General features: G+C 71.1%; 20 protein-coding genes and 1 riboswitch. Of the genes, 13 read left to right on the top strand and 7 right to left on the bottom strand.

Annotated features, from left to right (window positions below; all coding sequences use genetic code 11):
• The first annotated feature begins 70 nt into the window (after nucleotides 1–70).
• A complete protein-coding gene (locus tag ACFXJL_RS11370) occupies nucleotides 71–1,081 on the top strand; it encodes an LLM class F420-dependent oxidoreductase (RefSeq protein WP_358882339.1) in 1,011 nt (336 codons plus the stop codon).
• A gap of 114 nt (nucleotides 1,082–1,195) precedes the next feature.
• Here ACFXJL_RS11370 and ACFXJL_RS11365 read toward each other — a convergent pair whose 3' ends face one another.
• A complete protein-coding gene (locus ACFXJL_RS11365) occupies nucleotides 1,196–1,750 on the bottom strand; it encodes a hypothetical protein (protein WP_329018048.1) in 555 nt (184 codons plus the stop codon).
• Between the two features lie 286 nt (nucleotides 1,751–2,036).
• On the opposite strand from ACFXJL_RS11365, the gene ACFXJL_RS11360 reads away from it, so the two are divergent.
• Nucleotides 2,037–2,330, top strand: a complete 294-nt coding sequence (locus ACFXJL_RS11360; protein WP_358882340.1) for a hypothetical protein — start codon at nucleotides 2,037–2,039, stop codon at nucleotides 2,328–2,330.
• A gap of 122 nt (nucleotides 2,331–2,452) precedes the next feature.
• Here ACFXJL_RS11360 and ACFXJL_RS11355 read toward each other — a convergent pair whose 3' ends face one another.
• The 3 genes from ACFXJL_RS11355 to ACFXJL_RS11345 form a co-directional block, all read right to left on the bottom strand.
• Nucleotides 2,453–3,529 carry a prenyltransferase gene (locus ACFXJL_RS11355; RefSeq protein ID WP_384691307.1) on the bottom strand — a complete coding sequence of 359 codons (1,077 nt, stop codon included), beginning with the start codon at nucleotides 3,527–3,529 and terminating at the stop codon, nucleotides 2,453–2,455.
• The gene (locus ACFXJL_RS11350; RefSeq protein WP_358882128.1) at nucleotides 3,526–4,257 is read right to left on the bottom strand and encodes a class I SAM-dependent methyltransferase; all 732 of its coding nucleotides are present in this window, start codon (nucleotides 4,255–4,257) and stop codon (nucleotides 3,526–3,528) included. Before ACFXJL_RS11350 ends, ACFXJL_RS11355 begins: the two co-directional genes overlap by 4 nt.
• A 190-nt stretch (nucleotides 4,258–4,447) precedes the next feature.
• The gene (locus tag ACFXJL_RS11345) at nucleotides 4,448–5,743 is read right to left on the bottom strand and encodes a glycosyltransferase family 4 protein (RefSeq protein WP_384691395.1); all 1,296 of its coding nucleotides are present in this window, start codon (nucleotides 5,741–5,743) and stop codon (nucleotides 4,448–4,450) included.
• 399 nt (nucleotides 5,744–6,142) lie between these two features.
• Between ACFXJL_RS11345 and ACFXJL_RS11340 the strand changes: the two genes are divergently transcribed.
• The 7 genes from ACFXJL_RS11340 to ACFXJL_RS11310 all read left to right on the top strand — a co-directional run bounded on the left by ACFXJL_RS11340 (nucleotide 6,143) and on the right by ACFXJL_RS11310 (nucleotide 13,831).
• Nucleotides 6,143–6,805: a TetR family transcriptional regulator gene (locus ACFXJL_RS11340; RefSeq protein ID WP_384691305.1), complete on the top strand. Its 663-nt coding sequence runs from the start codon at nucleotides 6,143–6,145 to the stop codon at nucleotides 6,803–6,805.
• Nucleotides 6,806–7,191: 386 nt separating this feature from the next.
• A riboswitch (cobalamin riboswitch) is annotated at nucleotides 7,192–7,268 on the top strand.
• A gap of 130 nt (nucleotides 7,269–7,398) precedes the next feature.
• Complete coding sequence (locus ACFXJL_RS11335) at nucleotides 7,399–8,625, top strand: prenyltransferase/squalene oxidase repeat-containing protein (RefSeq protein ID WP_384691302.1); 1,227 nt, start codon at nucleotides 7,399–7,401, stop codon at nucleotides 8,623–8,625.
• Nucleotides 8,625–9,281 carry an SCO2322 family protein gene (locus ACFXJL_RS11330; protein ID WP_384691299.1) on the top strand — a complete coding sequence of 219 codons (657 nt, stop codon included), beginning with the start codon at nucleotides 8,625–8,627 and terminating at the stop codon, nucleotides 9,279–9,281. Before ACFXJL_RS11335 ends, ACFXJL_RS11330 begins: the two co-directional genes overlap by 1 nt.
• A complete protein-coding gene (locus ACFXJL_RS11325; RefSeq protein ID WP_384691296.1) occupies nucleotides 9,278–10,591 on the top strand; it encodes a CbiQ family ECF transporter T component in 1,314 nt (437 codons plus the stop codon). Before ACFXJL_RS11330 ends, ACFXJL_RS11325 begins: the two co-directional genes overlap by 4 nt.
• On the top strand, nucleotides 10,588–12,246 hold the full coding sequence (locus tag ACFXJL_RS11320; protein ID WP_384691293.1) for an ABC transporter ATP-binding protein: 1,659 nt from the start codon (nucleotides 10,588–10,590) through the stop codon (nucleotides 12,244–12,246). The genes ACFXJL_RS11325 and ACFXJL_RS11320 overlap by 4 nt, the downstream gene beginning before the upstream one ends.
• 5 nt (nucleotides 12,247–12,251) lie before the next feature.
• Nucleotides 12,252–13,106 carry an ECF transporter S component gene (locus ACFXJL_RS11315; protein WP_384691290.1) on the top strand — a complete coding sequence of 285 codons (855 nt, stop codon included), beginning with the start codon at nucleotides 12,252–12,254 and terminating at the stop codon, nucleotides 13,104–13,106.
• Between the two features lie 284 nt (nucleotides 13,107–13,390).
• Nucleotides 13,391–13,831, top strand: a complete 441-nt coding sequence (locus tag ACFXJL_RS11310) for a transglycosylase SLT domain-containing protein (RefSeq protein ID WP_358882135.1) — start codon at nucleotides 13,391–13,393, stop codon at nucleotides 13,829–13,831.
• A gap of 283 nt (nucleotides 13,832–14,114) precedes the next feature.
• Here ACFXJL_RS11310 and ACFXJL_RS11305 read toward each other — a convergent pair whose 3' ends face one another.
• Nucleotides 14,115–16,229 carry a bifunctional glycosyltransferase 87/phosphatase PAP2 family protein gene (locus ACFXJL_RS11305; protein WP_384691287.1) on the bottom strand — a complete coding sequence of 705 codons (2,115 nt, stop codon included), beginning with the start codon at nucleotides 16,227–16,229 and terminating at the stop codon, nucleotides 14,115–14,117.
• A gap of 450 nt (nucleotides 16,230–16,679) precedes the next feature.
• Here ACFXJL_RS11305 and ACFXJL_RS11300 point away from each other — a divergent pair, with 450 nt between their 5' ends.
• Complete coding sequence (locus ACFXJL_RS11300) at nucleotides 16,680–17,405, top strand: O-methyltransferase (protein ID WP_384691284.1); 726 nt, start codon at nucleotides 16,680–16,682, stop codon at nucleotides 17,403–17,405.
• Nucleotides 17,406–17,602: 197 nt separating this feature from the next.
• Here the strand turns inward: ACFXJL_RS11300 and ACFXJL_RS11295 are convergent, their stop codons facing one another.
• Entirely contained in the window at nucleotides 17,603–18,730 is a 1,128-nt protein-coding gene (locus tag ACFXJL_RS11295; RefSeq protein ID WP_384691281.1) for a serpin family protein, read from the bottom strand.
• Between the two features lie 82 nt (nucleotides 18,731–18,812).
• Nucleotides 18,813–19,220 (bottom strand): DUF3291 domain-containing protein, encoded by a 408-nt coding sequence (locus ACFXJL_RS11290; protein WP_384691278.1) that lies wholly within the window; start codon nucleotides 19,218–19,220, stop codon nucleotides 18,813–18,815.
• Between the two features lie 526 nt (nucleotides 19,221–19,746).
• Between ACFXJL_RS11290 and ACFXJL_RS11285 the strand changes: the two genes are divergently transcribed.
• From ACFXJL_RS11285 to ACFXJL_RS11275, 3 genes are read left to right on the top strand one after another with little or no spacing between them, the layout of a single operon-like run.
• On the top strand, nucleotides 19,747–20,208 hold the full coding sequence (locus tag ACFXJL_RS11285; protein WP_384691275.1) for a hypothetical protein: 462 nt from the start codon (nucleotides 19,747–19,749) through the stop codon (nucleotides 20,206–20,208).
• Nucleotides 20,205–24,014, top strand: coding sequence for a hypothetical protein (locus tag ACFXJL_RS11280; RefSeq protein WP_384691272.1), 3,810 nt, complete (start codon nucleotides 20,205–20,207; stop codon nucleotides 24,012–24,014). Before ACFXJL_RS11285 ends, ACFXJL_RS11280 begins: the two co-directional genes overlap by 4 nt.
• Entirely contained in the window at nucleotides 24,011–25,120 is a 1,110-nt protein-coding gene (locus ACFXJL_RS11275) for a tetratricopeptide repeat protein (RefSeq protein WP_384691269.1), read from the top strand. Before ACFXJL_RS11280 ends, ACFXJL_RS11275 begins: the two co-directional genes overlap by 4 nt.
• The last annotated feature ends 12 nt before the right edge of the window (nucleotides 25,121–25,132 follow it).

The raw sequence follows: 25,132 nt of genomic DNA, 5'->3' as shown, positions 1-25,132 counted from the left end.
CATTGCCGTTCTCCAACCGCTGACATAGCCTGACGCCTCGTCAAAAACCCTTGTGGGTAGCGGAGGTGCCATGCGACTGGGACTCGCTCTCGGCCATTGGGGCCGTGGACCGACCCCCGGCCATCTCGATCTCGCCCGCGAGGCCGAACGCATCGGCTACCACTCGGTGTGGACGGGCGAGACCTGGGGGTCCGACGCGTTCACACCACTGGTCTGGATCGCCGCCCACACCTCACGCATCCATCTGGGCACCGCAGTCGCCCAGATGGCGGCCCGCACCCCCGTCGCGACCGCGATGCACGCGCTCACCCTGGACCACCTCTCGGGCGGACGCATGATGCTCGGTCTTGGTCTGTCGCAGCCCCCGGTGGTGGAGGGGTGGTACGGATGCCCCTTCCCGGCCCGTCCGCTCGTGGCGGCGAGGGAGTACCTGGAGATCGTCCGCCAGGTGCTGCGACGAGAGGCCCCGGTGGAGCTCGACGGCCGCTACCACCGTCATCCCCACCCCGGCGAGGACGGCACGGTCCGGGCCGAGCCCCTGAAGTCGATCACCCATCCACTCCGCGCCCACCTTCCGGTCCTGCTCGGCGCGGAGGGCCCGAAGAACGTCGCCCAGACGACCCGCATCGCCGACGGCTGGCTTCCGCTGTACTGGTCGCCGCTCCGCACCGATGTGCACAAGGAGGCGCTGACCGGCTTAGCCGAGGGATTCACCGTCGCTCCGATGGCCCATGCACAAGTCTGCGACGATGTCTCGGAAGGGCTCCTCCCGGTCAAAGCGATGCTCGGTTCCTATCTCGGCGGCACCGGTCACACCACCGGTGCCTTCCACGCCGATCTGATGGCGCGCATGGGGTACGAGTCCGAGGTCCGGCACATCCTGGCCCTGTTCGCCCAGGGACGCCGCCGGGAAGCGGTCCTCGCGGTGCCGGACGCCTTCGCGGACGAGATATCGCTCGTCGGCCCGCGGGAACGCATCGCCGAACGGCTTGAGTTGTGGCGTTCCGGTCCGGTGACGGATCTGCTGCTCACCTCGCCCGACCTCCAGACGCTGCGGGTGATGGCGGAGTTGGTGCTCTGAACCCCGCAGGAGCCGGTCGGGGGCTCCGCACTGCGTACGATCGAATGCGTACTCCGAGCTGGCGCCGGCGACGTACGGCACGGACCGCAGGGCAGTCCCGATCCATGCCGCCGGTCAGCCGCCCCCGAGCTGGGAGAGGTTCGGCACCTTCTCGGTGACCTTCACCCCCGCGTCCTGGCCCGCCTTCTTCACATCGTTGATGACGTCCTGGAAGGCGTTGATGTCGGTGGCGCTCGCATCGCCGTCCCGGATCTTGGTCCCCAAGTTCTTGAGCGAGTCGATGCCGGCGGTCAGGGGGGCGACGGCCTTGGCCAGCAGTTCATCGCCCTTGGCGTTGTTCACCGCGGCCTGCAACCGGTTGTACGCGAAGGCTCCCGCCAGCCCCGCCTTCACCAGGGTGAAGGTGCGGCCGTCCGCTCCCTTGGCGAACCTTCCGTCGCGGTAGGGCTTGACGATCCACTGGTAGATCGCACCCGCCGCGAGTGAGGCGTTCGCGACGAACTTGGTCTTGGCGTACTTCTGCGCCTGTGTCGAGCTGGTGGAGCTGGGTGATGTCGACGCCGAGGACGAACCGGAGCCGTTGTCGTCACCGCAGGCCACGGCCCCGCCCAGCAGTGCGACGCACAGCACCAGCGCGGCCAGGGCGCGGCGTACCGGATGTCGGAACACGGCAGACCTCCCTGAGGGACTGTCCTGGCAGCGTCACCCGATCGGCCGCATTCCGCCACTCGGGCGAGCCCGTGCGGGTGACCTCTCCGGGTGACCGCGCCGGGGCGGGCAGGGGCGGGCAGGGCATGTACGCAGACCAGGGCAGAGGCATGGGGCAGTGGCCTGGATAAGGCATGGGCTGGCCCGGCCGGAGCCACGGTCCGGGCAACGGAAGGCCAGGAGGAGACCAACGGGGACATGACAAGAAGGCGGGTTTCACAGTCGCACAAGCGGCAACACGAGGGCTATGAGTCCTCGTCATCGCAGTGGAACCCAAAAGGCCGCGACGGTCATAGCGATCGTCGCGGATGTCATGGCCCTGATCCTGGGGTTGTGGATCTTGATGTATCTCCTGGACGCCAACCGGGCCAACGACCTGGTCGCGTTCGTCCAGGACACCGCCCGCTGGCTCGCGGGCTGGTCGTACGACCTGTTCACCTTCGACGCCGCTTGGGCGCGCGTGGTCGCCGGGTACGGTCTGGCCGCGGTCGTGTACCTGTTCATCGGGCACGCCGTCGCCGGCAGCCTGCGCCGCCGCTGAGCCGTCCGGTGTCCGCCCGGCCGGGCGGACACCGGAAGCCAGGCCGGGCGGACACCGGAAGCCAGGCCGGGCGGACACACCACCCGCCCGGTCTTCAGCCGTACGGAATGAGCCGGACACGACTAGCAGCAGTCCGGAGCCAGCCCCCGCGGCAGTCGTTCCCCACCGAAGACCGCGGTGGTCGCCTCATCTCCCCCGAGGGCGGCCACCGCCAACAGCAGTGAGCCGGCCGTCCAGGTGGTCCGTTCCTCGGGCCACACCGCGCGGTTGCCCTCGAAGACGTAACCCGTCCAGTACATCCCGTCGTCCGCCCGCAGATGCGCTATCGACTGGAGGACGTCCAGCGCCCTGTCCGACTCCCCCATCGCCCAGAGCGCCAGGGCCAGTTCACAGCTCTCACCGCCGGTGACCCACGGATTGGGCAGGACACAGCGCACCCCGAGTCCCGGCACCACGAACTCGTCCCAGCGCTCGGCGATCCGTGCGGTGGCCCGGGCGCCCGTGACCGCGCCGCCCAGGATCGGGTAGTACCAGTCCATGGAGTAGTGGCTCTTGTCGAGGAACCGCTCCGGGTGGTGGCCTATCGCGTGTTCCAGCGCGCCGGTCGCAAGCTCCCAGTCCGGCTGGGGTTCCTCACGTTCATCGGCGATCGCCAGCGCACAGCGCAGCGCGTGGTGGATCGAGGAACTGCCGGTCAGGAGTGCGTCCGCGACCGGGGCCCCACCCGCTTCCGGCGCCTCCCGCTTCCAGCCGATCTGACCGCCCGGCAACTGGTGCCGCAGCACGAACTCGACCGACGCGTAGACCATCGGCCACATGCGGTCCAAGAAGCCCTCGTCCCCGGTGGCGAGGTAGTGGTGCCAGACGCCGACGGTGGGATAGGCGCAGAAGTTGGTTTCCCGGGACCGGTCGACGGGCTGCCCCGCATCGCCGTCCCGGTAGGCCGCGTACCAGGAGCCGTCCTGGTTCTGGTGCCGCTGGAGCCATCCGTACGCCCGGGCCGCCGCCTCGTGCTCACCGGCCGCGTCCAGCGCCATGGCGGCTTCGGTGTGGTCCCAGGGGTCGAGGTGGTGCCCGGGGAACCAGGGGATCGCGCCGTCCTCGCGTTGGATCGCGCGCACGCCTGCGACGGTCGCATCCGCCTGCTCGGCCGTGAGCACCCCGGGCAGGACGAGGTGTTCGGTCCGAGGGGTGGTCATGCCGTGGTCCGGTGCAGTTGGGGCTTGGTCGCGTAGGCCACGAAACTCTTGCCGATCAGTGGGTTGAGCGCCTGCTCGGCCAGCCGGGTCGCCAGCGGCTTCTTCATGATGTCCCACACGAGGAGCTTGTGATACGCCTTCACCGGCAGGACCTGGTCGTTGTCCACACCGAAGGCGCACTTCAGCCACCAGTAGGGGCTGTGCAGCGCATGGGCGTGATGGGTGCCGTAGGGGACCAAACCGGCTTCCTCGATCCGGGCCAGCAGTTCATCGGCCTTGTAGATGCGGATGTGTCCGCCCTCGACCTCGTGGTAGGCGTCGCTGAGGGTCCAGCAGATCTTCTCGGGGCCGTAGCGGGGGACGGTGATCGCGATTCGCCCGCCCGGTTTGAGGACGCGGACCATCTCGGCCAGTACGCCCTTGTCGTCGTGGATGTGTTCCATCACTTCGGAGATGATCACGACGTCGAAGGTGGCGTCGGGGAAGGGCAGTTGGAGTGCGTCCCCCTCCATCGCGGTGGCGGTGGCGCCCGCGGGTGCCTCCCCCGCCTCCTTCATCGCGGCGAACCAGGTGGCGACCTCGCGGATCTCCTCGCCGTTGCGGTCGACCGCCACCACCTGTGCGCCCCTGCGGTAGCACTCGAAGGCGTGCCGGCCCGCGCCGCAGCCGAGGTCGAGCACGCGGTCGCCCGCAGCGAGGGGAAACCGGGAGAAGTCGACGGTCAGCACGGAATCCAGCCTTCGCGGTCGAGAGGGGTCAGTGGCGACAAGGACGACAAGGACGACAAGGACGACAAGGACGACAGAAACGACAGCGGCAACAGCATCGACGAGACCGGCCACGACGGCTGGGACGGCTGGGGCAGCGGGGATACGGAGCACGGCCGCCGGGATCGGGACATCCGGCCGGTGGACGATGTCACCGGATGGTCCTCGCGATCGCCGCCCGGTACAACTCGACCGTGCCCTGGGCCGCTTTCGCCCAGGTGAAGCGTTCCAGCACCCGCTGCCGGCCGGCTTCACCGAGCCGCGTCCGCAGCGCCGGATCCGACAGCAGTCGGCAGAGCGCGGCGGAGAGTGCGCCCGCATCGCCCGGAGGGACGGCCAGACAGGTGCGGCCGTCGGGCCCGGCCACCTCGGGGATGGCGCCACCCGTGGTGGCCACCAGCGGTGTCCCGGTGGCCATCGCCTCGGCCGCGGGCAGCGAGAACCCCTCGTACAGCGACGGTACGCAGGCCACTTGAGCGCCGCGGACCAGATCGACGAGTTCGGGGTCGGAGATGCCCTTGACGAACTCGACGGCGTCACCGAGTCCGTACCGTTCGATCAGTCGGGCGACCGGCCCGTCCTCGGCGCGCTTGCCCACGACCACCAGATGGGCCGCGGGATGCTCGGTGCGGACCTTGGCCAGGGCCTCCACAAGATGGACGAGGCCCTTCAGGGGTACGTCGGCACTGGAGGTGGTGACGATCCTCCCGGGCACCTCGGGAACGGTGGGGTCCGGTGCGAAGAGGTCGGTGTCGGCGCCGATGTGAACGACTCCGATGCGCTCCTGCGCGACCCCGAGGTGCTCGACGATCTCGTCCCGGGAGGTCCCGGAGACGGTCACCACGGAGGGCAGCCGTCGGGCGACGCGCTTCTGCATCCGGGTGAAGCCGTACCAGCGGCGCACGGACGCCCGCCTGCGCCAGTCGGCGGCGGCGTCCAGGTCCAGTCGGCGGTCCACCGTGATCGGATGGTGGACGGTGGTGACCAGCGGGGCACCGAGGTCCCTCAGCAGCCCGTACCCAAGGGTCTGGTTATCGTGCACGACATCGAACTGCCCGCGCCGCGCGGCCAGATGGCGGCCCGCGCGCAGGGAGAACGTCAGCGGCTCGGGAAACCCACCGGTCCACATGGTGGCGACTTCGAGCCCGTCGATCCAGTCGCGGAACTCATCGCGGGCGGGCGTGCGGAACGGATCGGGGCTGCGGTACAGATCGAGGCTCGGCAGTTCCGTGAGCACCACTCCGTCGTCGAGGACGGGATAGGGCTGGGCACCGATGACCTCGACGCTGTGCCCGAGGCGGGCCAACTCGCGCGACAGGTGCCGTACGTAGACACCCTGACCGCCGCAGTACGGATTGCCCTTGTAGCTGAGCAGTGCGATGCGCAGCGGCTTGTCGCCGGGACCTGCGGCGGTGGCGCCGGGCGCGACCGAGCCGGGGTCGGGCACCGTGGGGGCGGCGGGAGGGGCAGCGGCGCCGGTGGGCGAGATGGCCGGCAGGGCGGGGCCGCCCGATTCGGCGGCGAGTTGACCGACGCACTGGCCGGGCCCGGAATCCGATCCCGCACCCGGTCCCGCACCCGAGTCCGACCCTGAGTCGGGCCTCCGATGAGGGCCGGCCTCAATGGCCTCAGCGGTCACTCGGGGCCCCCTTCTGGCTGCGTTTCGCGCGAGCGTAACCGCTGGCGCTAATCTAGAACAAGTTTCAGACTTGATCGTCCAAGGATTCGAATCTACCCGCAGGTAGTCCCGCTGTAAGGACCGGATCAGGTGATTCGCGCCACGGCGAAAGCGCTGCCAGGCCATGCGCCCTGGACACGCATCGAACAGGACAAATGGAACGGACACATGACAGTCGCAGCCAAGTCGCCCGGGCCCCCGCCCACCTCCCTGACACAGCGCCAGGAAGCACGCCGCCGCCGCATTCTGGACGCCAGCGTCCAACTCGCCGGCCGGGGCGGATTCGATGCGGTGCAGATGCGGGAGGTTGCCGAGAGGTCCGGCGTCGCTCTGGGGACCCTCTACCGGTACTTCCCGTCCAAGATCCATCTGTTGGTAGCGATCATGCAGGACCAGCTCGACCATCTGCACACCACGTTGCGCAAGCGCCCGCCGGCCGGGACCGGCCCGGCCGAGCGGGTCGCTGAGACACTGATGCGCGCCTTCCGTGCACTCCAACGCGAACCGCAGCTCGCGGACGCCATGGTGCGCGCCCTGACCTTCGCCGATCGCAGCGTCAGCACCGAGGTGGACCGGGTCTCGCAGCAGACCACGGCGATCATCCTGGACGCCATGGCGGTGGCCGAGCCCACGGCCGCCCAACTCTCCGCGGTACGGGTGGTGGAGCACACCTGGCACGCCGCACTGATCACCTGGCTCTCCGGACGGGCGCCCATCGCACAGGTGCGGGCGGACATCGAGACGGTGTGTCAACTCCTCGAACTGGCCGAGTCCGAGCCGGCGACGGCGGACGGGGCCACCGAGACGGGCGGGCGGAACAGGTCGGCCTGAACTGGCGGGTGAATCCCCCACCGGCGGACCACCACCGCCGGACCACCACCGCCGGACCATCGGCCGCACTACCGAGGGCGACGATCACACCTCGGCCCCCGCGCAGTCGCACCCCGCCTCCTGCACAGCCCTCGTCTGCTGCACCTCTGCACCTCCCTCATCGCCCTCGCCCCCAGACCCGAGCCGCACGCCCTCTGCGCCCTCGTTACCTCCGGTCCCGCGCCTCAGCGCGCGGCCGGCCCATCGCCTCATGGACCGGCCGACCCGATCCGGGTACCTCAGTGCGGACGGGGCGCATGGGGGCGCCGCTGCCCGTGCGGCGGAGATGGCCGCTCCGCCCCTGGGTCACCGCCGGTACAGTAGGCAGGTCGTCATCACACCCGTACAGGGGGAAGCCGGTGCAAATCCGGCACTGACCCGCAGCCGTGAGCCGCCACACCATCAGCGGTGAGTCGGAATGCCCTGTACGCGGCCGTGACCGGCTTGCGCCACCGGCAACCGCCGGTGACCGGCACCGTCGAGGAATACGGAACCGGAGCCCTGGTGCCTGATCGTGCCCGTGCCCGGCTCCCGCAGGAGAGGCACCGCCCGTCATGACCACCGTCCGCCGTAGCGCCGCAGCGCTCGCCGTCACCGCCGTCATCGGCGCGGCCATCGCCTCGGCCGCCGCTCCGGCCGCCTTCGCGGCGCCCACCCCCACTCCGTCCGCTGCTGCGCTGCCGCCAGGTCTGTACGGCAAGGGCGACCCGGCGTACGACGGCGTCTGGCGCCAGTCGCTCGCCCTGCTCGCACTGGACACCGAGGACGTCAAGCCCGCCACCGCCGCGGTGGACTGGCTGACCGGCCAGCAGTGCGACAGCGGCGCGTTCCCCTCCTACCGCGCCGACACCAAGGCCGACTGCGGGGCCAAGCTGCCGCTGGACTCCAATGCGACCGCCGCGGCAATCCAGGCGCTCACCGCCGTCGGCGGCCAGGACAAGACCGTGGAGAAGTCCGTCGCCTGGTTGAAGTCGGTGCAGAACGCGGACGGCGGTTGGAGCTACAACCCCGGGGGTGCGAGTGACGCCAACTCCACCGCCGTGGTGATCGGTGCACTCGCGGCGGCCGGCGAGAAGCCGGCGGACGTGAAGTCCAAGGGCGGGAAGTCCCCGTACGACGCACTGCTCACCTTCGCCCAGCCGTGTGGCGGAACCAACGGCGGGGCGTTCGTGTACCAGCCGGCGATGCCCGGACTGGTGGGCGACTCGACCGCCGCCGCCGTGATCGGAGCGCACGGCAAGGGCCTCGCAGCCGAGCCCGAGAACGCCAAGAACACCGATGCGCAGGGCACCGCCTGCAAACCCACCACCACCATCGAGGGCGCCGCGCACAACGGCGGCACCTATCTCGCCACCGCACTCGCCAAGACCGGCTACCTCACCACTCCCCCGATGCCGGGCTCCGACGACCCGGCGGAGAAGCCCGACTTCGGCAACACCGCCGACGCCGTGGTCGCCCTCCAGGTCCAGGGCCTCGGCGATCAGGCGAAGAAGTCGCTGGCCTGGCTGGAGGCGGACTCGGCGGGCTGGGCCAAGGAGTCCGGTCCGGCCGCGTACGCACAGTTGATCTTCGCTGCGAACGCCGCGGACACCGATCCCGCGGACTTCGGCGGCAAGGACCTGGTCGCCGAGTTGACCGCGCTCGGCCCCGAGCCCCAGAAGCCCCAGAAGGAGGAGAAGGACGATTCGGGGATCGCCGTCTGGTGGATCGTCGGCGCGTTCTTCGCCGCCAGTGTGGGTGTGGGCATCCTGTTCAGCGGCCGTCGCAAGAACCAGAGCTGATGCGCGGCCGGGTCCTCGCGCTCGTCCTCGCGCTCGGGGCGGCGCTGACCGTGCTCGGAGCGGGGCCCGCCCAGGCCGCGGGATACCGCTACTGGTCGTTCTGGCTCGGCGACGGCACCACCTGGACGTACGCCACCGAGGGACCGGCGAGCGCCCGACCTGCGGACGGTTCGGTGACCGGCTACCGGTTCTCGGTGAGCGAGGACAGTTCGGACTCGGCTCGGCCGCGTCAGGAACCCGACTTCGCGACCATCTGTGCCACGACCCCCGCTAAGCCGGACGCCAAGCGCCTGGCCCTGGTCATCGACCCGGGCACACTGAAGGACGCACCGACCGGGGAACGCCCGCCGCCACTGCGTACCGCCTGTGCCCAGCTGCCGAAGACCGCCACGGCAGCCGATGCCCTGGCATCCGTCGCCAAGCCGCTGCGCTACAACAGCCAGGCACTGCTGTGCGCGATCTCGGGCTATCCGCGCACGGGCTGCGGCGAACAGGTCGCGGGTGACCGGCCCACGGCCGCCGCCCCATCCTCGACGGACGGTGGTAGCGACGAAAGCACCGACGGCGGCCCCTCAGTGGGAGTTCTCGCAGGTGTGGCGGCGATTCTGGCGCTGGGAGGGGCGGCGCTGTGGCAGTCCCGTCGTCGTAGGCGATGAAGGAATCACCCACGAACCGGCCACCGGACGACCACCCGCCTGCCACCGGGACACCGGCGAACCGGCCACCGGGCGAAGGCCACACCCGCCCGCACCCGCGGCTCGCCACCCGGACCCCCGCCCGCGGTGAACAGCCGACGGAACACTCGACCGCGGACCCGAATCCCTCCGGGCCCGTCGGGCGCGGCACCCGGTGGACACGGCTGCGGGCGCCCGAGGCTGACCGGCGCAACGCACTGCACCCCGGTGCCTGGTGGCTGTGGGCCCTCGGACTCGCCACCGCCGCGTCCCGCACCACCAATCCCCTGCTCCTCGGGCTGCTGGTGGCCGTCGCCGGCTATGTCGTCGCCGCCCGGCGCACGGACGCCCCCTGGGCCCGCTCCTATGCGGCTTTCGTCAAGCTCGGATTGTTCGTCATCGCCGTGCGCGTCCTGTTCTCGGTCGCCCTCGGCTCCCCCATCCCCGGCTCCCACACCCTGCTCGACCTGCCCGAAGTTCCGCTCCCCGACTGGGCGCAGGGCATCCGCATCGGTGGACGGATCACCGCGGAACAGGTGGTCTTCGCCCTGTACGACGGTGCGAAGCTCGCCACCCTGCTGATCTGCGTCGGGGCGGCCAACGCCCTCGCCAACCCGGCCCGTCTCCTCAAGTCCCTGCCGGGCGCGCTGTACGAGGTCGGTGTCGCCGTCGTCGTCGCCATGACGTTCGCACCCAACCTGGTCACCGACATCGGCCGGCTGCGGACCGCCAGACGGCTGCGCGGTCGACGTTCCGGCGGCATCAGGGCCGTCGCCCAGATCGGGCTGCCCGTGTTGGAAGGCGCCCTGGAGCGTTCCATCGCCGTCGCAGCCTCCATGGACGCGCGTGGCTACGGACGCAGTGCTCAGGTGCCGCCCGCGGTGCGCCACACCACCACGGCGCTGACGCTCGGCGGTCTGTTGGGGGTGTGCGCCGGCTCCTACGCCCTGCTGGCGGCGGAGGGCGGTTCGTACGCGATGCCGCTGCTGGGCGCGGGGCTCCTCGCCGCTGTCGCCGGGCTACGGCTCGGCGGTCGCCGCTCGGTGCGCACCCGCTACCGGCCCGACCGGTTCGGTCCGCGGTCCTGGTGGGTCGCCGCCTCCGGTGCCGCGGTCGCCGTACTGATGATCTGGGCCGGGTCCCACTCGCCCGACGCCCTGCACCCCTCGGTCGTGCCGCTGGTCGCCCCCGCGCTGCCGCTGTGGCCGGCCCTGTCGATCCTCATCGGGTTGCTGCCCGCCTTCATCGCGCCCGTACCGTCCCTGGCCCCGGCCCCCAAGGAGTCCTGGTGATTCGCTTCGAGCAGGTGTCGGTGACGTACGCCGACGCCGGGGCGCCGACCGTCGCCCATGTCGACCTCATCGTCCCCGAGGGTGAGTTGGTGCTGCTCGTCGGCCCGTCGGGCGTGGGCAAGTCGACCCTGCTCGGGACGGTGTGCGGATTGGTGCCGCACTTCACGGGCGGCACCCTGCGCGGTCGGGTGACCGTCGACGGCCGCGACACCCGGACCCACAAGCCGCGGGAACTCGCCGACCTCGTCGGTACCGTGGGACAGGATCCGCTGGCCCACTTCGTCACCGACACCGTCGAGGACGAACTCGCCTACGGCATGGAGTCCCTCGGCATCGCGCCCTCCGTGATGCGCCGCCGCGTCGAGGAGACGTTGGACCTGCTGGGGCTCGCGGAACTGCGCGACCGTCCCATCGCCACTCTCTCCGGCGGCCAACAGCAGCGCGTCGCCATCGGTTCGGTGCTCACCACCCACCCGAAGGTGCTGGTGCTGGACGAGCCGACCTCGGCGCTCGATCCGGCAGCCGCGGAAGAAGTGCTGGCCGTGCTGCAACGGCTCGTCCATGACCTGGGCACCACCGTGCTGATGGCCGAACACCGGCTGGAGCGGGTGGTCCAGTACGCGGACCAGGTGATCCTGCTGCCCGAACCGGGCGCCGCCCCGACCATGGGCGCGCCCGCGGATGTGATGGCCGTTTCCCCGGTGTACCCGCCGGTGGTTGCGCTCGGGCGGCTCGCACACTGGTCGCCGCTGCCGCTGTCGGTGCGGGACGCACGCCGCCGGGCCACAGCCCTGCGCGAGCAGTTGTCCGAAGGACCCGGTGTGAACCGCGCCGCAGCCACGGCCGACCCTGCACCCACCGCCGACCGCGCGCCCATCGCGACGGAGGCCGCTCGCATCAGGGGGCTCAGCGTGCGACGGGGACGCGCGGAGACACTGCGCGGCATCGACCTGAGCTTCACCCGCGGGGAGACCGTGGCCCTGATGGGCCGCAACGGCGCCGGCAAGTCCACCCTGCTCGGCACGCTCGTGGGCATGGTGGTTCCGGCCTCGGGAAGCGTGGACGTCGGCGGGCTCACCCCGCACCGGGCGGCTCCCGCCGAACTGATCCGTCGCGTCGGGCTCGTCCCCCAGGAGCCGCGGGACCTGCTGTACGCGGACACCGTGGCCGCCGAGTGCGCGGCGGCTGACGCCGACGCGGGCGCGGACCCCGGAGCCTGCCGTGCCCTGGTGAGCGAACTCCTGCCGGGCGTGGCCGACGACACCCATCCACGGGACCTCTCCGAAGGCCAGCGGCTGGCACTGGCGCTGGCGATCGTGCTCACGGGCCGGCCGCCCCTGCTGCTGTTGGACGAGCCGACCCGCGGTCTGGACTACGCGGCCAAGGCACGGCTGGCCACGATCTTGAAGTCTCTCGCCGGGGACGGCCATGCGGTGGTGCTGGCGACGCACGATGTGGAGTTGGCAGCGGAACTCGCCGACCGCGTCCTCATCATGGCCGACGGCGAGATCGTCGCGGACGGGCCGACCGCCGAGGTGGTGGTGTCGTCGCCGGCGTTCGCACCGCAGACGGCGAAGGTCCTCGCGCCCCAGCAGTGGCTGACCGTGTCCGAGGTCGAACGGGCACTGGCCCGGCGTTCGCGGGACCACGGGTGAGGGCCGTGGACGCACAGCGGTCCGCGCGGCCCGTACGGCTCGGCCCCCGGTCGATCGCCGCCCTGGTGCTCATCAGCGCGGTGGGAGTGGTGGCCTTCGGCTGGCCGCTGCTCGCCGATGAGCGCTCCGGCCTCCATGACCACGCCGCCGATGCCCCCTGGCTGTTCGCCGCGCTGTTGCCGCTGCTGGTGGCCGTCGTGGTGGCCACGATCGCCGATACGGGCATGGACGCCAAGGCGGTGGCCATGCTCGGGGTGTTGGCAGCGGTGGGGGCGGCACTGCGTCCTCTGGGCGCGGGCACGGCCGGCCTGGAACCCATGTTCTTTCTGATGGTGCTCAGCGGTCGGGTGCTGGGCCCCGGGTTCGGTTTCGTCCTGGGCGCGGTGACGATGTTCGCGTCCGCACTGCTCACCGGCGGGGTCGGACCCTGGATGCCGTTCCAGATGCTGGCGATGGGCTGGTTCACGATGGGTGTGGGGCTGCTGCCGGGGCCGGACCGCATCCGGGGCCGCGCCGAGGTGCTGATGCTCGGTCTCTACGGGACGGTGGCCGCCTTCGCCTACGGCACGGTCATGAACCTCCAGGGCTGGACGTACCTCCAGGGGGTGTCGTCGAACATCTCGTTCCACCCGGGGGACCCGCTGTCCGAGAACCTGGTGCGGTTCCTGACCTACTGCCTGCTGACGTCGATGGGCTGGGACCTGGGCCGGGCGGTGATCACCCTCGTCCTCACCCTCACCCTCGGGCCGGCGATCCTGAAGGCGCTGCGGCGGGCGACACGACGTGCCGCGTTCGAGGCGCAGGTCACATTTGACGCCTCTCAGGGGAGCGTCGACCGTGAGCCGCCCCACAGGGCCTAGGTCCTCTACGAAAGGGCCTAGGAGATCCCGTGCGGCTCCGGTGTACCGCGGTGACCAGGGCATACGGGAGAAGTGGCAGCGCTGTGCCGGGAGCCGGTTGCGAGGCGGACTAGTACCGGGGCTCGTTGCCACCGCTTCCGCGGGCCGCTAACACTGGTCCGGTCGCTCAGTGCGCTGCCCTCCCGCTCCGTCGGGAGGGCTCGCATCCACCGGCTTCCTCCTCCGTCGTACGGACGGGTCGGGCGCCGGGCGACAGCCCCCGTACCCGACGTTAGGTGCCGTTAGTGACCCGCTCCATCCTCAGCCGCATCGCCATTCGCCCGAAGACCGCCCTGGTGGGCTCCGCCCTGGCGGTCACGTCCGCCGCGATGGTGATGGGTGTCAACGCTCCCACCGCATCGGCTGCTCCCACTGCTGCGCCCGCCGCGGCCGAGGTCGCGTCCGCGAAGACGATCGCCAAGAAGATGATCAACGACGAGGCGCAGTTCCAGTGCTTCAGCAAGATCGTTGAGCGGGAGAGCAACTGGGACACCGACGCGTCCAACCCGTCCAGCGGTGCCTACGGCCTGGTGCAGGCCCTGCCGGGCACCAAGATGGCCACCGCCGGTTCCGACTGGCGCACCAACCCCGCCACCCAGATCGAGTGGGGCCTTGACTACATGAAGGACCGCTACGGCAGCGCCTGCGGTGCCTGGTCCTCCTGGCAGGTCCAGGGCTGGTACTGACCTGCCCCCTGACCCGGCCTGACCGCTGAGCGCACGTCCTTCCGGGCGTGCGCTCAGTCGTCTCTCCGGGCCCAGAGCCCCGTTCACGGCCCCTGAGCGAGACTCGGGCCCAGAGCCGTTCACAGCCCCTGAGCGAGGCTCGGGCGCTGAGCGGGATCGGGCCCGGCACGACCGCGGCCCGTCTCCGGTGGCGGGAAACGGGCCGTCGTCAGATGCTGGCAGGAGCGGCGATCCACCCCGGGGGCCGGGTTCTCCTGGCCCCCGGGGGCCCTGCCAGGCCCTGCTACTTCGGGACCGCGGGCTCGGCGCGCGCTTCGCCTTCCGGGTCCTCGTGACCCCCGCCGGCCATGGCCGGCTCCGGTGCCGCACTCCCCCGCCCACGGGCAACGGGAACGGACGCCCGCTCGGGTTCCGGTTCGCGCGCACTCGGCAGCACCACCGGTGCCACGGGCAGCAGCTTGCGCCGACCGGAGAGCACATAGGTGAGCGCGAAGCCGACGCCCACCACCACCGCGCCGCCGACCGCATCGAGGATCCAGTGGTTCGCCGTACCGACGATCACGCAGAGCGTGATGAACGGGTGGATCAGTCCGAGCAGCTTCATCCACAGCTTCGGTGCCAGCATCACGGCGACCACACCGCACCACAGCGACCAGCCGAAGTGGAGCGACGGCATCGCCGCGTACTGGTTGGTGACCGCGGTCATCGCACCGAACTCGGGCTTGCTCAGGTCCGCCGTCTTGTGGACGGTGTCGATGAAGCCCATGCCCGGCATCAGCCGTGGCGGCGAGAGCGGGTAGAACCAGAAGCCCACGAGCGCGAGCAGGGTCGCGAAGGCGAGGGCGGAACGCGCCCAGCGGTAGTCCCCAGGGCGGCGGATGTAGAGCAGGGCGAGGATGATCAACGGGATGGGGAAGTGGAACGAGGTGTAGTAGAAGTTGAAGAACGCCTCCAGCCACTCCACGTCCACCACTGCGTGGTTGAACCAGTGCTCGATGTCGAAGCCGAGCGCCTGCTCGATGGAGTGGATCTGCCGGCCGTGTTCCCTGGCCTCGTCCACACTGCCGGTGGCCTCCAGTCTGATCCTGGAGTAGATCGAGTACCCGGCCCTGATGACCATCAGCTCCAGCAGCAGATTGGGCCGGGTCACCACGCGACGCCAGAACGGCAGCAGGGGGATGCGGCTCCAGCGCGAGGGCGCCGGGGTGACGTACTCGGTGGGAACGGGACGCCCGAAGTGCGGAGAGGTCCGCGCCAGGAAGGGGACCGCACAGGCAGCCGCGAGTGCCGCGATCAGTACGGCGTTGTGGCGGATCGGCTCCAGCACCACCATGTTCGGCAGCAGCATCTTGCTGGGCAGGGTGACCGTCAGCACGATCAGCACGGGCCACAGCATCCGGTCGGACGCCCGCTTGCCCACCCGGCCGACGGCCGCGAGCAGCAGCCACACCAACTGGTGCTGCCAGGTGGTGGGCGCCACGGCGATGGCGACGCATCCGACCACCGCCACGGCGAGCAGCAACTGTCCGTCCTGCGCGTACCGCACGGCCCTGCGCAGTCCGAACCACGCCACAGCGGCGGCCAGGACCAGATAGAGCCCTATCTCCAGCGGCCCTTCGAGACCGAAACGCAGCAGTGCGCCGTGCAGCGACTGGTTGGCCAGCCCGTCGGGGTGGCTGCCCAGTCCGGTGCCGACGACATGGTCGAACCAGTACGTGGTGGAGTCGCTCGGCAGGGCGGCCCAGGCCAGCACGGTGCACACCGCGAAGGTGGAGCCGGAGGTGATCGCCGCGCGTCTGCGCCCGGTGAACCACAACAGCGGCGCGAACAGCAGCACCGTGGGTTGCAGGGCGGCGGCGACTCCGATGAGCAGCCCCGCCGCGCGCTCCTCGCGGACGGCGAGCACGCCCAGCAGCACCAGCAGCACCGGAATGACACTGATCTGCCCGAGGTGGAAGCTGTTGCGCACCGGGAGCGAGATCAGCAGCAGCACGATGGCGAGGGGGGCTGCGAGGAGGCTGCTGCGCCGGGACACCGGAGCGGGCAGCGAGCGCGCCACCAGCAGTCCTATGCCAGCGACCAGCAGGAGGGTGCCGAGGGTCCAGGCGATGCCGAGCGCCTGCTCGGCGGTCCGGGTGAGGGGGTTGAACAGCAGCCCCGCGAACGGGGTGCCGGTGAACCGGTCGTCCGTGTACAGCGAGCCGTCCAGATGGAGCCCGCCGTCGGGACCGACCCAGGTCTCCAGGTCCAGGAACCGCTCACCAGGGGGTTGACGGAGGACCATCGCTGTCTGTCGTATGGCGAGGACGGCGGCCACAAGCCATAGGGCGAGCCTGGCCGCGCCCAATCTTGAGTCCGTCGTTGCACTCCCGCGCACGCTGTGCTCCGCGTTCGCCACGTCGCGCCGCGCCTCCCCTACGTTCCGTTACCATCGTGGTCATCTGGCTCAGAGAGCCTCGCATTGCCCGTCCCAAGAGACTGCGGCAACCCCCTCTTTGCCTGACAGTCATCCCGATTTGCTCGGATATCCGTCGGCGGGCGCCAGGTCGGGCGCGAAAGAGGTATGCGGGGGAACATACAAGACGTCGGACGCACGGTTTGCCAGGTCGGCTCTGATACGGGCCTGGAATCCCCGTCTCCGCTAAGGCCCTCCCGCACTCGGCCGACCCGTGTACGCGCCGGCCGCCATCTCTCGCGCACCGGAAGACCCACTCGTACCGAGTCGGGCGCATCCCGTAGGCCGGCAGCGCGATCTGGGGCGCCGCCTGCTGTGCGGGCCGCTGAGAGTCCCGCAGCCGTCGTCGCGCGCCCATCGGTGGATCACGGGACAACCCTTAGGTTGTTGACCATGACGGAAAAGTTGCCCGAGGGATCACAGCACGCACACGACACCGCCGAGCAGGCCGCCCAGGCGCGGTGGGAGGCGGTGGACCGCTATCTCACCGATCTCCTGGCACCGGATGACGACGCGTTGACGACCGCGCTCACGTCGAGCGAGTCGGCGGGGTTGCCGTCGATCGCGGTGGCGGGCAACCAGGGCAAGCTGTTGCATCTGCTGGCCGCCTCGATGGGCGCGCGCACGATCCTGGAAATCGGCACCCTGGGCGGCTACAGCACGATCTGGCTGGCGCGGGCGCTGCCCGACGGGGGTCGGCTGATCTCGCTGGAGTACAGCCCGGAGCACGCCGAGGTGGCGCGGGGGAACCTGGCCCGTGCCGGACTCGACCACATCGCGGAGGTACGCACGGGTGCGGCGCTGGAGACACTGCCGAAGCTGGCCGCCGAGCCCGGCGCGGGCCCCTTCGACCTGTTCTTCATCGACGCGGACAAGAAGAACAACCCCCACTACATGGAGTGGGCGCTCAAGCTCTCCCGGCCCGGCAGCCTGATCATCGTCGACAACACCGTGCGGGGCGGGGCCGTGGTGGAACGGGACAGCACCGACCCTTCGGTGGTCGGCACACGGGAGATGTACGAGCTGGTGGCTCGGGAGCCACGGCTGGACGCGACGGCGGTGCAGACCGTCGGGGTGAAGGGGTACGACGGGTTCCTGCTGGCGCGGGTCGTCTCCTAGCAGGCCGTGGCGGCGCCCGAGGCGGCCTTCACTCGCGGTCCTCCTCCTCAGGGTCCTTATCTTGGGCGTTCTTGTCCTCAGGGTCCTTGTCTTCGGCGTTCTTGTCCTCAGCGTTCTTCTTCTCGGGCCCGGTCATCGCCGTCCCTGGCCTCGGGCCGTGTGACCCACCGAGCCGCGAGGTCAGGGCCCCGGTCGGCTCAGGGCCCTTCGGACGGCGACCCCTCAGGACCCTTCGGAGCGCCCGACTGCCACCCCGCGAACAGCGGGACCTCGCCGCTGCCGTCCATCACCGCGATGCCGAAGGGGCGGTCGAAGGCGATCGTGACGATGTCGCGAGTAGGGCGCGGCGCTGCCGACCGTGCCATGAGTACGGCGGTGACCGCCGCGGCCCGCACCCCGAGTTCGGCAGCCTCGACGATCGACTCCTGAACGACCTGGCTGATCATGAGCGGCTCCGGAGAGAGAGCGGAGAAGTCCGCGGTCGAGGAGGTCGCCTCGTGCACCCCGAGCGCCGCCAGGTCCTTGGTGACGTCGTGGGTGGTGCGCAGGGCGAACCGGGGCAGCGCGAGGAGCAGCTGATCGCCGGCCACCGGGGTGGTCTCGGCCTCTCGGGCCCAGGCCGCGGGCAGCACCTCGGCCGCGGATCTGCCTTCGGCGCCCAGGACGAGTCGGATCCGGGCTGGTTCACCGCCGTGTACGGGGGCGCAGGCGAGTTCCACGACGTACGAGCCCTCGACCGTCCATGCTTCTTCGCGCCGCAGCTCCCGATGCATCGTCGGGACGGTGTGGAGTTGTCCGCGCGCATCGCGGAAGGTGCACGGCCGGGTGCGGGCGGTGTGGAAGGGAGTCGCCCAGCGCGCTGTGAGGACCAGTGCGTTGACCAGGGCGAGAACGGTGGACGGATCGATGGGGGCGGGCAGTCGCTCGATGGCTCCGTCGGTGGCCTCCCGTACCCAGGCGTTGATCCGGGCAGGGTCGAGGGTGGTGGAGAAGCCGATGTCGGGCAGTGCGGCACGGAAGTCCTCGCGGAGCGGCACGGTGCTCCACACCTGGGTGGCCGTGGCCAGCGAGTCGGTCGCGGCCAGTGCGGCGGCGGCATCGGTGACCGCGGCGCCCGCCGGAGCACCGGCGACGCCGAGCAGTTGGGCGAGTTCGTCGGCGGTCCTGCCCCGGGCGCCCGATGCGATGGCCGCGAGGGCCAGCCAGAGCCCGGCGGGCGAACAGACGAAGTCTCCGTCCTTCGGGGAGCTGAGCCGTTCGAGCCAGCGTTCCGCCAGGTCTCGTATCGCGCCGCCGTGGGTCCGCAGTCCCGTGATCCGTGCCATGAGGGGTGATCGTAGAGCGCCCGGCGCGGGGAGGGTCGGGAACGCCCGGGCGGCCTGCCGGCCATGCTCGTGATCAGTACGGCTAGGAGCGGGCGTCGGATGCCGCCTGCTCGTCGAGTCGTCTTCTGGCGTCGGCCCAGTCGATGGGCAGATCAGCCACCGGGGCCTCCCAGAAGGTGAACGTCGACGTCCGCATCACCGGCCGGATGGCGCTCATCACGCCGCGGTGTGGTTCGGTCTGCGCAAAGGTGTAGAGCGCATCGCGGTCCTCCCAGGCGGAGAGGGTGCAGAAGACCCGCTGGAACGGGTGGGCGTCCAGGGAGACGCCGAGCGCGCCTGGCGCTTTGCGCACCTGTTGCCAGGCGGCCACGGTCTTGAGGAGGAAGCGCGGCACGTCCTTCAGCGAACGTACTTCGAAGCGCGAGGCCATGACGTAGGCGACGGTGCCGGGTCGGGCCGGATGGGGCTTCACCCAGGGGAGAGCGGGCACGACGTCCTCGCATCCATGGTGGTCGGAGAGTGGCACGATCCACACTAGGTAGTGCCCCTCCCCGGCGCAGGGGAGCGTGGGCCGGATGAGGATCTCCGAACCACTGCCAGCGGGACGGGGCCACTGCCGCGGACCGGGCGGAGGACGGCGGGTTCTGCATCGGGCGGCGTTCCGGCAGCGTTCCGGCGGCGTTTCGGCGGCTACGGCACAGGTGCAGGACGGCCCGCGCCCCAGAGCCGAGCCGACCCTTCGCCCGGCCTTCCCGCTCGCTTCCCGCGGCGGCCCTCGTTCCAGGCACTGCGGCAGCCGGCCCGGCAGCCCGCGTCTTCCTGCCTGCCCCACATGCCCCGGCGCCGCGGAAGCACGATTCGTCCTGTGCCACTCGCCTGGTGGAAGCATCGAACGCAACTTCCCATGTACTGGCGCCCATTGAGCGGGCCAGCTCCGCCCCCCGCCCCCGGGTGCGTCCTACGCTGGACCGACCCGCCGACACGGTCGGCGTTGGCTTGTCGATGGGGGATGGAACATGTTGGCGGAGGCGCTCACGGCTCTCGCCGGTGCCGGAGGGACGGCGCTGGTGGGAGCGATGGCCACCGATGTCTGGAGCGGAGCCCGGGCCGGTGTCGTGCAGTTGTTCGGGCGGGACGCCCCCGACCGGCCGGCGACGATCGAGACCCAGTTGGACAACGACGCCGACACGGTGACCGCCTTGGCCGAACAGGGTCGTGCCGACCGGGTGCGCGAGGAGTTGGCCCTGTTGTGGACCCTGCGCCTGACCCGGCTGCTCGAACAGCATCCGGAGGCCGAAGGGCCGCTGCGGGAGCTGGTCGATCGCCTCCGCGACGAGCGTCCGAGCACCAGCACGACCTGGCAGCAGACCAACACCGCGCGGGACGGTTCCACCCAGTTCGCCGTGCAGGGCGGGAACGTCGTCTACCACCAGAGCCCCCGGCTGCCGTCCACGGACGGCGGCGCGACCCACAGGTGAGCCCGGAACCACGACTTCCAGACGCTCTCCACCAGGAAGTCCACGCCGCAGGCGGCTTCGCCTACGGGGCGATCGGCGCCGACATCCATGTCTTCGGCGATGGAATGCCCGTCTATCTGCTCCATGTCCATCGACCGCCGAACCCCGCACAGGACTCCGCCTGGCTCCGGGAGCCACCCAGTCGGATGCTCGGCGCCGATGCGGCGGTCGTCGAGTTCACCGGCCGCCAGGAGGCGCTGACCGCACTCGACGACTGGTGCGACGGACCGCCCGGACTGCGCGTGCGCTGGCTCCATGGCGCGGGGGGCCAGGGCAAGACCCGGCTCGCCCATGAGCTCGCCGGCCTTCGTGGCGCCCGGGGTTGGCTGGTGGTCGACGCCGTCCATGCCGCGGACACCGAGCCGCCGGAGGCCGGCAGCCAGGACCTCCGTGTCTCCGGCCGCCCCGGTGTTCTGCTCCTGGTGGACTACGCGGACCGCTGGCCCCTGTCCCATCTGAACTGGTTGCTGACGAACGCCCTGCTGGAGGCGGACGTACCCGTACGGGTGCTGCTGATCGCCCGCTCGGCCGACGCCTGGCCCGCGCTCCGCGCCAAACTGGCCCGACGGGACCGCACCGGTAGGCCGGCAGCCACATCGGACCAACTGCTCCACCCGCTCCGGGCCGAAGGTGACGACCGGGCGGCCATGTTCCGAGCGGCCCGCAGCGGCTTCGCCCGGCACTACCCGGCCCTTCCCGACCCGGACGCGATTCCCCCGCCCCTCGGACTCGACCATCCGGACTTCGGGCTGACGCTGAGCGTCCATATGGCGGCGCTCGTCGCCGTGGACGCCCGTGCCCACCACCGCGGTACCCCCGACGACCTGATCGGGCTCACCACCTATCTCTTGGACCGGGAGCACGAGAACTGGGCCCAGCGCCACGAGAACCGCGCAGCGGAGGAAGGGCACGGCATCTCCACGACCACCATGGCGAGGGCCGTGTTCACCGCCGTGCTCACCGGTCCCGTACGCAGGGAACGAGCCGGCGGCCTGCTGCCGGAACTGCTGTTCACCGAGCCCGCCGAAATCGTCCTCGCCGACCACGCCGCCTGCTACCCGCCGTCCGTGCCGGGCGACACCCATGTACTGCACCCACTGCTCCCGGACCGACTGGCCGAGGACTTCCTCGCCCTCTCCTTACCCGGCAGCCCCGTCACCGGCCATCCCACCGACCTGTGGACGGTCACGGCCGTGCACATCGTGCTTCGACGTCGGGCCGGGCAGCCACCGCCCTACACACCCCGCGCGCTCTCCTTCCTGACGGCCGCGGCCGAACGCTGGCCGCACATCGGGGACAAGGTGCTGTTCCCCCTGCTGCGCCGCGATCCGGAACTGGCCGTCAGGGCCGGCAGTGCCGTACTGACCTCACTCGCGGCCATGGAACGGCTCGATCCGGACGTGGTGCGGTCCGTCGGCCTGGAAACCCTGCTGAAGCCGACCGATGACGCCCTCGTCGATGCAACGGCCGACTTCACCGAGCGCGCCGTCGAGCAACTCCTGTCCGAGGCCCCGGACGAAGTGGAGGAAGCGGCATTGATCGCCGGTCTCAGCTTCAGCCGCGGACGGGCGGGTCGCACCACGGACGCCCTGACCGCCGCCGAGGAGGCGGTCACCCGCTTCCGCAAACTGGCCGCGGCCGACCCCGCGTACGGCACCATGCTGGCGGCGGTGCTCCTCCAGAGCGGAGAGCTGCTGGCCCGGGTGCCCCGACCCGCCGAGGCGATCGCCCGCTGCGAGGACTCCGTACGGCGTTACCGGACGCTCGCCGTCGACGACCCCGCGCTGCTGCCCCAACTGGCTGCGGCCCTCGCCGGGCTCGGCGATGTGCTTCAGCGCGGCGGCCAGTTGGGGCGGGCCCTGGCGGTGACCGAGGAAGCGGAGGGCGTTTATGCGTCACTGCGCGAAATCGACCTCCTCGCCTTCGTGAAGGCGGCACCCCAACACGCGGACCTCACCCATCAACGCGCCCTGCTGCTCGCGGAGCTCGGCAAGCACCAGGAAGCCCTGGACGCCGCCGAACACACCGTGGGCAGTCTGCGGCAACTGCTGCCCTTCGACCTGAAGGCCCGTACGCCCCGACTGGCCACCGCCCTGATCACCCTCGGCGGACGGTTGCGTCAGGTCGGGCGCATCACGGAGGCCGCGGAGGTCATCGAAGAGGCGGTCGGCCTCTACCGGCCCCTGGCCGCCACCCGGCCGCAGCTACGGCCCGAACTCGCGACCGCCGTACACGAACTCGGCTCACTGCTCGCGAAGGCCCGACGCACGGCGGACGCCGAGCCCCTTTTGACGGAGGCACTGGAACACCACCGAAGACTCGCCGAGTCAGACCCCGCGCAGTGGCTGCCGTATGTGGCCAAGGCCCTCCACGACCTGCGGGCCCTCACCGCACGGGACAGGGTCGCCTGGGGCAGCCGGGGCGAGATCGATCGGCTGGCACGGCAGCTGCGCCGCCGACGCGACCGCTCCGGCCTGTGGGAACTCGCCCTCGCCGTGCCCGTCGGCGACGCGGCCCGCATCACCCGCCGACTCCCCCGGCGCTGGAAACCGCAGGACCCGGCAGCGCAACCGCTCGCCACCGCGCTGCGCACCGCCCGGTCCCGCTCACTGGCCGAGGCGGCGCAGTCACTCGGCCAAAGGGCCGTCGTGAGCACCCACGATCCGATCCACAGCGCCCGCCAGCTCTCCTTCGCTCCGACGGGCCCGCTGTTGACCCTGCTCACCGCCCCGGACGCCGGCACCGAACGCCTGCACCTGCTCGACACCGGCACGGGACGGCGCACCCTGCTGTACGAGGGCCCGGCCGGCCACGGCTCGTTCAGCACGCTGCCGTCCGGCGAGGTGGTGGCGATCCGCACCCCCTGGTCCGGACGATCCCGGTCCAGGGCGGTGCAGGCCCCCGGGTACGGGCCGTGGGAACTCGTGCAGTACGGGGCCGGCCGCACCGAACGGCTGGGCAGCGGACCGCTCCTGGACGGAGCGCGCGCCGTGGCGATCGACGCCGGCTATGTGATCGGTCTGCGTTCGCGCTCCGGGGCGCTGCTGGGTCATCCCGGCGCGCCCCTGCGCAGGGTCGCCCTAGAGCCGTTCGGGCTGGGCCGCGGCGATGTGGTGGCCGCGGACCCGACCGGGACCCGACTGGCCTTTGCGGACGGCCCGTTGGTGGTGCTCACCGACTCGGCCCTGACCACGGCGCTGGCCCGCGGGACAGCGCCCCCCGACCATGGAAATGTGGAGGAGCTGGTGTTCGTCTCCAGCGATGAACTGGTCTCCGTGGGGGATCGCGGCAGCGTCTTCCTGTGGCAGGTGGTGGACGGGAGGCTGCTGATGGTCGCCGCGGCGGAGAACGCGCCCCGACTGCGGCACCTGTTCGCCGTACCGTCCTGGCGCACGGTCGGGGGTTGGGCGCCGCGCGAGCGACGCGCCCACTGCTACGACACCGCGACCTTGGCACCACGGGGCCTACCACGACCGAGCGATCGCCCCCCGCTGGCCGTCGCTGCCTCGTCAGACGGCCGGCGTCTCGCCTATGCCACCGGGGGCGGCTTCCGGCGCAGGAGCAGGGGTGCGTCGCTCGCCGTGCACGACCTGCTGCACCCGGCCGCCGTCTGGGAACGGCCGCTGGCCGCGCTCACCACCGCCGAACTCGAACCGTCCTGGGGCGCCGTACAGTCGCTGCCGTCCGACCAGCGCGATCTGCTGCTCCTCACCCGTGCGGCGGTGGAGTACCGAAGCACCCCACCCCACAGACAGACATCGGGATGAGCACACCGGCGGCGCCCGGCCGCGACGATGACGAACCCCTCACCCTCACCCCCGAACTCCTCGGTGGCCATGTGCGGTCCGTGGCAGCCGCCGAGCGGGAACGAGGGCCGTACGACCCCGAAGCACTGCGCCGCAAAGGAGTCCTGGCCGCCCTCGTCCACGCTGCCGGTCTGGCGGGAGAGCCCGATGGGCCGCTGTTGCGCAAGGCCATCGAGCAGTACCGGGAACTCCACTCACGTCGTCGTCTGGTGTTCGGCAGCCATCATGAGGACACCCTGTCCACCTGCCATGACCTCGGCTCGGCGCTACTGGACGCGAACCGTCCCCACGAGGCGCAGCAGACGCTCGCACAGGCGCTGGCCGGGCGGGAGTCCGTCTTGGGCACCGAAGCCCCGGAGTCCTGCACCACCCGCTTTCGGCTGGCCGAGGCACTGCTCGCGACCGGTGAGGCGCACCGGGCGATCGCCCTGCTGAAGCAGACCGTCCGGGCGGACGAGCGCCGTCTGCCGCTGGGGGACGAGGATCGGCGCGCGCGGAGGGCCGCCCTGTTCTGGGCTTCGTACCGGGCGGGACTCCAGGGGGAGTCGATCGAGTTGGCAGCCGGAATGCTGCGGGAGACCGAGCAGCTGTACGGGCCCGACCATCTGGAGTGGTTCGTCTGGGCGGACAACCTCGCGAACGCCCACCACGAGGCGGGCGACCCGGCCGCGGCGATCCCCTGGTACGAACGGGCGCTGCACGGCCTGTCGGGGATCTTCGGCCCCCAGGACGCGAGGACCCTGCTCCGGTACCGCAATCTGGCGGTCGCGAGGCAGGAGACCGGCGATCTTGGGTCGGCGATCGAGCTGGTCCGCGAGGCACGGCTGAGCTGGCAGCGCATGCAGGGACCGCGGGGTGAGGACACGCTCGCCACCCGCAGCCACCTCGCGGAACTGCTGTTCCGGGCCGGGCGCCATAGGGAGGCGGCGATCGAACTGGCCGCTCTCGTCGACGATCTCACCGAAGCAGCCGGCCCAGGGCACCCGGCCCTGCCGGAACTGCGGGCCCGGATGCGGGATGCCCACAGACTCTCGGGTCCCGACCGGACGGCGGCAGCCGGACGTTAGTCCGGAGCGGCC

The organism is Streptomyces sp. NPDC059256, assembly GCF_042753785.1.
GTDB lineage: Bacteria > Actinomycetota > Actinomycetes > Streptomycetales > Streptomycetaceae > Streptomyces.
The sequence above is the reverse complement of the archived record's forward strand: the minus strand, read 5'-3'. Positions and strand labels throughout refer to the sequence as shown.